The sequence below is a fragment of the Micromonospora sp. I033 genome, assembly GCF_053890995.1.
On record NZ_JBSSLX010000241.1, the window covers coordinates 1 to 7,976 of the forward strand.

General features: G+C 73.5%; 9 protein-coding genes. All 9 read left to right on the forward strand.

Annotated elements, in window-relative coordinates:
• The first annotated feature begins 203 nt into the window (after window positions 1–203).
• The 9 genes from rsmD (at window position 204) to ACW0Q9_RS26820 (ending at window position 7,975) form a co-directional block, all read left to right on the forward strand.
• Window positions 204–767: a 16S rRNA (guanine(966)-N(2))-methyltransferase RsmD gene (gene rsmD / locus ACW0Q9_RS26780; protein WP_456185929.1), complete on the forward strand. Its 564-nt coding sequence runs from the start codon at window positions 204–206 to the stop codon at window positions 765–767.
• Window positions 764–1,240 carry a pantetheine-phosphate adenylyltransferase gene (gene coaD, locus ACW0Q9_RS26785; RefSeq protein WP_357337983.1) on the forward strand — a complete coding sequence of 159 codons (477 nt, stop codon included), beginning with the start codon at window positions 764–766 and terminating at the stop codon, window positions 1,238–1,240. Before rsmD ends, coaD begins: the two co-directional genes overlap by 4 nt.
• 150 nt (window positions 1,241–1,390) lie before the next feature.
• Window positions 1,391–1,888: an SPFH domain-containing protein gene (locus ACW0Q9_RS26790; RefSeq protein WP_091312510.1), complete on the forward strand. Its 498-nt coding sequence runs from the start codon at window positions 1,391–1,393 to the stop codon at window positions 1,886–1,888.
• A gap of 163 nt (window positions 1,889–2,051) precedes the next feature.
• A complete protein-coding gene (locus tag ACW0Q9_RS26795) occupies window positions 2,052–2,615 on the forward strand; it encodes a YceD family protein (protein WP_091268769.1) in 564 nt (187 codons plus the stop codon).
• Between the two features lie 5 nt (window positions 2,616–2,620).
• Window positions 2,621–2,794, forward strand: coding sequence for a 50S ribosomal protein L32 (gene rpmF / locus ACW0Q9_RS26800; RefSeq protein WP_091312500.1), 174 nt, complete (start codon window positions 2,621–2,623; stop codon window positions 2,792–2,794).
• A 124-nt stretch (window positions 2,795–2,918) separates the two neighbouring features.
• Window positions 2,919–3,878: a phosphate acyltransferase PlsX gene (locus tag ACW0Q9_RS26805; protein ID WP_456185938.1), complete on the forward strand. Its 960-nt coding sequence runs from the start codon at window positions 2,919–2,921 to the stop codon at window positions 3,876–3,878.
• A complete protein-coding gene (gene rnc, locus ACW0Q9_RS26810) occupies window positions 3,875–4,669 on the forward strand; it encodes a ribonuclease III (RefSeq protein ID WP_456185932.1) in 795 nt (264 codons plus the stop codon). The genes ACW0Q9_RS26805 and rnc overlap by 4 nt, the downstream gene beginning before the upstream one ends.
• On the forward strand, window positions 4,662–5,519 hold the full coding sequence (gene mutM / locus ACW0Q9_RS26815) for a bifunctional DNA-formamidopyrimidine glycosylase/DNA-(apurinic or apyrimidinic site) lyase (RefSeq protein WP_456185934.1): 858 nt from the start codon (window positions 4,662–4,664) through the stop codon (window positions 5,517–5,519). The genes rnc and mutM overlap by 8 nt, the downstream gene beginning before the upstream one ends.
• Before the next feature lie 236 nt (window positions 5,520–5,755).
• The gene (locus ACW0Q9_RS26820) at window positions 5,756–7,975 is read left to right on the forward strand and encodes an MMPL family transporter (protein WP_456185936.1); all 2,220 of its coding nucleotides are present in this window, start codon (window positions 5,756–5,758) and stop codon (window positions 7,973–7,975) included.
• The last annotated feature ends 1 nt before the right edge of the window (window position 7,976 follow it).

Below are 7,976 nucleotides of genomic sequence, written 5' to 3' on the forward strand. Positions count from 1 at the left end.
CGGTGCCGGCGAGGCGAGCCGACAACCGGGCAGACCCTAGCGAAATCGACACCGCGGGCGTTACCGCAACCGACGGCTCGTAAAGGGTCTGTTATAGATTTGAGATCATTGATGTACGGCGGGTGGTCGCCCGTCGCGCCGGGTGGTCCGCCCGGCCCCGTCGCGCTGTCGCGTAGCGTCTGAGGCATGTGCGGGAGCAGACGGTGACCCGGATCGTGGCCGGGACGCTCGGCGGCCGGCGGATCGCCGCGCCGCCCGGCGCCGGCACCCGGCCGACGTCGGACCGGGTCCGGGAGGCGCTGTTCAGCGCGGTGCAGGCCGAGCTGGATCTCGACGGGGCCCGCGTCGCCGACCTCTACGCCGGCTCCGGCGCGGTCGGCCTGGAGGCGCTGTCCCGGGGCGCCGGGCACGTGCTGCTCGTCGAGTCCGATCCCCGGGCCGCCCGGGTGATCCGGGAGAACGTCGCCGCGCTCGGGGCCGCCCCGGCCGCCCGCCTGGTCACCGGCAAGGTGTCGACCGTGCTCGCGGCCGGTCCGGAGGGCGGGCCGTACGACGTGGTCTTCGCCGACCCGCCCTACGCCGTACCCGGCGAGGAGATCACCGCGATGCTGGCCGCGCTGGTCGGCGGCGGCTGGCTGGCCCCCGACGCCCTGGTGGTCGTCGAGAGGTCCAGCCGCACCGGCCCGGTCGGCTGGGTGGAAGGCATCACTGCCGAGCGCAGCCGCCGCTACGGCGAGACCACCCTTTGGTACGGTCGCCGATCATGAGACGTGCGGTCTGTCCCGGCTCGTTCGACCCGGTCACCAACGGACACCTCGACATCATCGGCCGGGCGAGCCGGCTCTTCGACGAGGTGATCGTCGGTGTGCTGGTCAACCAGTCGAAGCAGGGGCTGTTCACCGTCGAGGAGCGGATCGACATGCTCCGCGAGGTGACCGCCTCGTACGACAACGTGCGGGTCGAGTCGTTCCGCGGCCTGCTTGTCGACTTCTGCCGCGCCCAGCACGCCAGTGTGCTGATCAAGGGCCTGCGCGCGGTCAGCGACTTCGACTACGAGCTGCAGATGGCCCAGATGAACATCGGCCTGGCCGGCGTGGAGACGCTCTTCATGCCGACCAACCCGCTCTACTCGTTCCTCTCCTCCAGCCTGGTCAAGGACGTGGCCAAGTGGGGCGGGGACATCTCCGCGCACGTCCCGGACGTGGTCCGCGAGGAACTCGTCGCCCGCCTGCGCCCCTGACCCCCCGCGCGCCGGCTCCGGTGGGGCGACGCGCCGGGTAGGGGTGGAGCGACGACGCTGGCCGACGCGTTACATGATGTGTGCAGCGCCGAACCCGGGCGCAGGCCGCATCATGTAGGTCGGCCGACGAACGACAGGAGTGAGGTACCGGTGGACCCGCTCGATCGCATCGACGAACTGATCGCCATGGTGGAGCAGGCCCGCTCCGTGCCGATGTCGCGCAACAACTGCATGGTCGACCGGGGCGAGATGATCGCCGCCCTGGACGAGCTGCGCGTGGAGCTTCCCGCCGACCTGCGCCGGGCCGCCGCGCTGCTGGAGGAGCGGGACAAGATCATGGAGGCCGGCAAGCGCGAGGCCGACCGGATCATCAGCGAGGGTGAGGCGGAACACGCCCGCCTGGTCTCGGTGAACGAGATCACCGTCTCCGCCGAGCACGAGGGCGCCCGGATCATCGCCGAGGCCCGGGCCGAGGCGCAGCGCCTGCGCGAGGAGGTGGACGACTACGTCGACACCGCGCTGGCCAACTTCGAGCAGTTCCTGACCAGGGCGCTCGCCTCGATAGAGCGTGGCCGGGACAAGATGCACGCGCTGCGGGAGATCGGCACCTTCGCTGGGGACGAGGCGGACCGACCGCTGCCCTTCTGAGCGCCGCTCCGGCAGCCGCGGCCGCGCTACCCTTGCCAGCGGCACGCGGGCCGGTGGCCGACAGCCGGCACCCGACGGGCCAGGGACGACGCCCCGGTTCGACGGTCCGCCGGTCGTCCAGGTAACCTTCTTTGTCGGCCTCTCACCCGGCCGGAGTCTGACTATGCCCAAACACACGCCAAGCACACTCGACCCCAGGTCGCCGCTGGTCCTCGACACGAGGGACCTGCCGCGTCGGCCTGGCGCGTTGCGTACGCATCGGCGCGTCGTGCCGGCACCGGCGGACCTCGGCGTGGAGTTGATCACCGTTCCGGAGGGTGCGGACCTCGACCTCGACCTGAGGTTGGAGTCGGTGTCCGAGGGCGTGCTCGTCTCCGGGACTGTCACCGGTCCCGTCAAGGGCGAGTGCGGGCGCTGCCTGCGCGAGATCGACGACTCGGTGGCCGTGACGATCCAGGAGCTGTACGCGTACGAGAACAGCACCACGGACGACACGACCGACGAGGACGAAGTGGGCCGGATGCAGGGCGATCTGATCGACCTGGAGCCGGCGCTGCGGGACGCGGTGGTGCTCGCACTGCCGACCAACCCGCTCTGCCGGGAGGACTGCCCAGGCTTGTGCCCCGACTGCGGGGTGCACTGGGACGATCTGCCGGCCGACCACAGCCATCAGCAGATCGACCCGCGTTGGGCGGGCCTGTCGCAACTGACCCGTACAGAGGAGTAAGAACCGTGGCCGTCCCCAAGCGCAAGATGTCGCGCAGCAACACCCGCGCCCGCCGGGCGAACTGGAAGGCCACGGCGGTCGCGACCGTGCCCTGCCCGCAGTGCAAGTCGGCCAAGCTGCCGCACGCCGCCTGCTCCGTCTGCGGCACCTACAACGGCCGTCAGGTCCTCGAGGTCTGACCGCCGAGTGACGTCCCCGACCACCGGTCGGGTGGCGCACGCACCAAGGCTCTCGCCCGGTGCCCCGGCTCCCGCCGCCGGCCGTTCCCCGGCCGGCGTACCGACGGAGCCGGGCACCGCGCGGATCGCCGTCGACCTCCTCGGCGGGGACGATGCTCCCGCCGTCGTGGTTGACGGCGCTCTGCGGGCGGTGCGTACCGACCCTGACCTGCACCTGCTGCTCGTCGGACCGACCGAGGTCGCCGACGGGCTGATCGGTGCGCTCGACCCGGAGCAGCGTTCCCGGGTCACCGTCCGCCCGGTGCGGACCGCCGTCGGCATGGCCGACCATCCCACCGCCGCCCGCGGCGAGAGCACCGTCCGCACGGCCGTGCACGCCGTCCGCGACGGGATCGCCGACGCGCTCGTCTCCGCCGGCTCGACCGGCGCCACCGTCACCGCCGCCGCGCTCGGCCTCGGGCGCTGGACCGGCGTCCGCCGGCCCGCCCTGGTCGCCACCCTGCCCGCCGTCGAGGGGCCGGTGGTGCTGCTGGACGTCGGCGGCACCCTGGAACCCGGCCCCGCCACCCTGGCCCGGCACGCCGTGCTCGGCGCCGCGTACGCGGCCGTGGCGCACGCCGTCGCCGCGCCCCGGGTCGGGCTGCTCTCCGTCGGCACCGAGGCGGGCAAGGGCGACCGCCTGCGCCGCTCCGCCGACCCCGCCCTCGCCGCCGTCCCGCTGCCCTGCGGCGCCCGCTACGTCGGCCTGGTCGAGGGCTACGACATCGCCCTCGGTGCCCGCGCCGACGTGGTGGTGACCGACGGCTTCACCGGCAACGTGCTGCTCAAGGCCATCGAGGGCGCGTACGCGATGGCCGGCGGGCCCCCGGCGAGCGGCGGCGCGCCGCGCGCGGCGGCCCTGCTCGGGGTGGCCGGCACCGTGGTGGTCTGCCACGGCGCGGCCCGGCCCGACGACGTCGCCTCCGGCATCGCCCTGGCCGCCCACCTGTGGCGCCGGGGCGCCACCGACACCGTCTCGGCCCTGCTCGACGACGTCCCGCACGATCCCGCACCTGACCGCAACGACACCGAGGTAGCACCATGACCAACGACAAGCGGCGGCGTGCTCCCGTCGGCCACCTGGAGGCGGCCTTCGGGGTGTCGCTCGACCCGGAGCTGCTGGAGCGCGCGCTGACCCACCGCTCCTACGCGTACGAGAACGGCGGCCTGCCCACCAACGAGCGGCTGGAGTTCCTCGGCGACTCGGTCCTCGGCGTGGTGATCACCACGGCGCTGTTCCACAACCATCCGGACCTGCCCGAGGGGCAGCTCGCCAAGCTGCGGGCCAGCGTGGTCAACATGCGTGCCCTCGCCGACGTGGCGCGCGGCCTCGGCCCGGACGGGCTGGGGGCGTACCTGCTGCTCGGCAAGGGTGAGGAGGCCACCGGCGGCCGGGACAAGGCCAGCATCCTGGCCGACACCCTGGAGGCGCTGCTCGGCGCGATCTACCTCCAGTACGGCCTGGACACCGCGGCCATCGTGATCCACCGCCTGTTCGACCCGCTGATGGCCGAGTCGGCCGGCCGGGGCGCGGCGCTCGACTGGAAGACCAGCCTCCAGGAGTTGACCGCCGCGCTGGGGCTGGGCGTCCCGGAGTACCGGATCGAGGGCACCGGCCCGGACCACCTCAAGACCTTCACGGCCTGGGTGGTGGTGGCCGGCAACCGGTACGGCGGCGCGGAGGGGCGCAGCAAGAAGGAGGCCGAGCAGCGGGCCGCCGAGTCGGCCTGGCGGACGCTCACCGAGCAGGCCGAGGCGGAGGCCGCCGCCAAGGCCGCCGCCGACGGGGTGGAGCCGGCGGGCGACCCCGCCGAGACCGGTGCCGGCCGTGCCTGAGCTGCCCGAGGTCGAGACCGTCCGGCAGGGGCTGGCCCAGTGGGTCATCGGCCGGCGGATCACCTCCGTCGAGGTGCGCCACCCCCGGGCGGTCCGCCGGCACGAGCCGGGCGGCGAGCACTTCGCCGACGTGCTGACCGGCCGGACGATCACCGACGTCCGCCGCCGGGGCAAGTACCTGTGGCTGCCGCTGGACAGCGGGGACGCTCTCGTCGGGCACCTCGGCATGTCCGGCCAGCTGCTGCTCCAGCCGGTCGGCGCGGCCGACGAGCTGCACCTGCGGGTCCGGTTCCGGTTCGCCGACGACGGCCCGGAGCTGCGCTTCGTCGACCAGCGCACGTTCGGCGGGCTCGCGGTCTCCGAGGGCGGCGCGGAGCTGCCCGCCGAGATCGCGCACATCGCCCGGGACCCGATGGACCCGGAATTCTCCGACGCCGGCTTCGTGGCCGCGCTGCGGAAGCGACGGACGGAGGTGAAGCGGGCGCTGCTCGACCAGACGTTGATCTCCGGCGTCGGCAACATCTACGCCGACGAGGCGCTCTGGCGGGCGAAGCTGCACGGCGCCCGGCCGACCGACGCGCTGACCGCCCCGGCGGCCACCCGGTTGCTCGGCCACGTGCGGGACGTGCTCGGTGAGGCGATCAAGCAGGGCGGCACCAGCTTCGACGAGCTGTACGTCAACGTCAACGGCGAGAGCGGCTACTTCGACCGGTCGCTGAACGCGTACGGCCGGGAGGGGGAGCCCTGCCCGCGGTGCGGTACGCCGATCCGGCGCGAGGCGTTCATGAACCGTTCGTCCTACAGTTGCCCGCGCTGCCAGCCCCGCCCCCGGGGCGCCCTCCGGGGATGACCCCGAGCCGGCTCGGGGTTGCGCCGGTGTGCCGCACCGGCGGCGGCCCGGCGGGTCCCCCGGTCGTACCCTGAAAAGTCCTTTCTGCCCGGTTGGCGGACCCGGTTCCGGCCGCCCGGCCGGAGCCGACCGGATGGGGGACGAGCGGGGGCCGTTCCCCGATGTCCGGGCCCGCACCGCTCCCTAGCGTCAGCAGACGTCGGCACAGGGCCGACGTCTGGAGGGGGATCCCAGGTATGGGCAGGCGACCGGTGACCGTGCGGCTGGCACGGTGGAGTGCGGAGCACCCGTGGCGGGCCATCGCGCTCTGGGTGGTGTTCGTGGCGGTGTGCTTCGTGGGCGGCAACGCCGCCGGGCTGAACGAGGCGACCGACGACGACCAGGCGATCGGCGAGTTCGGACGGGCGCAGCTGATCGTCGACAGTGGCGGCTTCCACGAGCCGGCCACCGAGAACGTGCTGATCACGCCCCGCTCGGGAACGCTCGACCAGGCCGCCGCGAAGGCCGCGGCCGACGACGCGACGGCCCGGCTGCGGCAGGTCGACGGGGTGACCTCGGTGGGCGCGCCGATGCCGTCCCGGGACGGCAACGCGCTGCTCGTGCCGATCACCATGTCGGGCGACCCGGAGACCGCCTCCGACCGGGTGCAGCCGCTGCGCGACACCACGGCGAAGGTCCAGGAGGCGCACCCGGCGCTGCGGGTCGAGCAGGTCGGCGGCCCGTCGATCGGCAAGGCGCTCGACGACACCCTCGGCAAGGACTTCAAGCGGGCCGAACTGCTCAGCCTGCCGGTCACCCTGGCCATCCTGATCATCGCGTTCGGCGCGCTGATCGCGGCCGGCGTGCCGGTGCTGCTGGCCCTCTCCTCGGTGGCCGCGGCCATGGGGCTCTCCACCCTCGCCTCGCACCTGGTGCCGGCCACCGACACCACGGCCAGCGTGATCCTGCTGATCGGCATGGCGGTCGGCGTGGACTACTCGCTGTTCTACGTCCGGCGGGAACGCGAGGAGCGGGCCAAGGGCCGATCCGGGCTCGACGCCGTGGAGATCGCGGCGGAGACCTCCGGGCACGCCGTGGTGGTCTCCGGCACCGCCGTGATCATCTCGATGGCCGGGCTGCTGCTCGCCCAGGACGCCATCTTCTCGTCACTCGCCGTCGGCTCGATCCTGGTGGTCGCGGTCGCGGTGATCGGCTCGCTGACCGTGCTGCCGGCGCTCCTGGCCAAGCTGGGCCGCTGGGTCGACCGGCCCCGGGTGCCGCTGCTGTGGCGGCTCACCGCCCCGCGCGTCGGGCGCCACGGCCAGCCGGCCCGCCCCCGGTTCTGGCCGGCCGTGCTGAAGCCCGCGCTGCGCGCGCCGTTGGCCACCCTGGTGGTCTCGGTCGGGCTGCTGCTCGCCCTGGCCGCCCCGGCGCTGGGCATGAAGCTGAAGTTCCCCGGCATGGAGGACGTGCCCCGCACGACGGCGGCCATGCAGGCGTACGACCGGCTCACCGCCGCCTTCCCGAGCAACGGCACCAGCCACACCGTGGCGGTGCGGGCACCGGCCGAGCAGGCCGACCGGGTGCAGGCCGCGCTCACCGGGCTCGCCGACCGGGCCGCCGCCGACCCGCTCTTCGCGCCGGCCGAGGGGGACGGCCCGAAGATCCAGGTGTCGGCCGACCGGCGGGTGTCGGTGCTGGAGGTCGCCACGCCGTACGCCAGCCGCACCGACGAGGCGTCCCGGTCCCTGCACGAGCTGCGGCAGGACCTGGTCCCGGCCGCGCTGGGCGGCATCCCCGGCGTCGAGTACGCGGTCGGCGGCGGGGTGGCGGCCAGCGAGGACTACGCGGACCACATCTGGGCGAAGCTGCCCCTGGTGGCGGCCTTCGTGCTGGCGCTCACGTTCCTGGTGATGGCCTGGACCTTCCGGTCGGTCGTGGTGGCGCTCACCTCGATCCTGCTGAACCTGCTCTCCGCCGGAGCCGCGTACGGCCTGCTGGTGCTGGTCTTCCAGGGCACCTGGGCAGAAGGGCTGCTCGGCTTCACCTCGATGGACGCGATCGTCACCTGGCTGCCGATGTTCCTGTTCGTGGTGCTGTTCGGGCTCTCCATGGACTACCACGTCTTCGTGGTCAGCCGGATCCGCGAGGGGATCCGCCAGGGGATGTCGAACAAGGACGCGGTGGCCTACGGGATCACCTCCTCGGCGGGGGTGGTGACCAGCGCGGCGATCGTCATGGTCGGGGTCTTCTCGATCTTCGCGACGCTGAGCACCATCGACTTCAAGCAGCTCGGCATCGGGCTGGCCGCGGCGATCCTGCTGGACGCCACGATCATCCGGGCGGTGGTGCTGCCCTCGCTGATGACCCTGCTGGGCGACGCGAACTGGTGGGCGCCGCGGTTCCTGCGCGGCCGGGCGGCGACCCCGCCGGCCGAGCCGCCCGCGCCGGCACCGGAGCTGGTCGGCGTGCGCTGAC

Excerpts from the sequence above, each read along its gene's own strand:
- coaD (WP_357337983.1), top strand. The coding sequence starts at position 764 with ATGAGACGTGCGGTCTGTCCCGGCTCGTTCGACCCGGTCACCAACGGA.
- ACW0Q9_RS26795 (WP_091268769.1), top strand. The coding sequence starts at position 2,052 with ATGCCCAAACACACGCCAAGCACACTCGACCCCAGGTCGCCGCTGGTC.
- rnc (WP_456185932.1), top strand. The coding sequence starts at position 3,875 with ATGACCAACGACAAGCGGCGGCGTGCTCCCGTCGGCCACCTGGAGGCG.
- ACW0Q9_RS26820 (WP_456185936.1), top strand. The coding sequence starts at position 5,756 with ATGGGCAGGCGACCGGTGACCGTGCGGCTGGCACGGTGGAGTGCGGAG.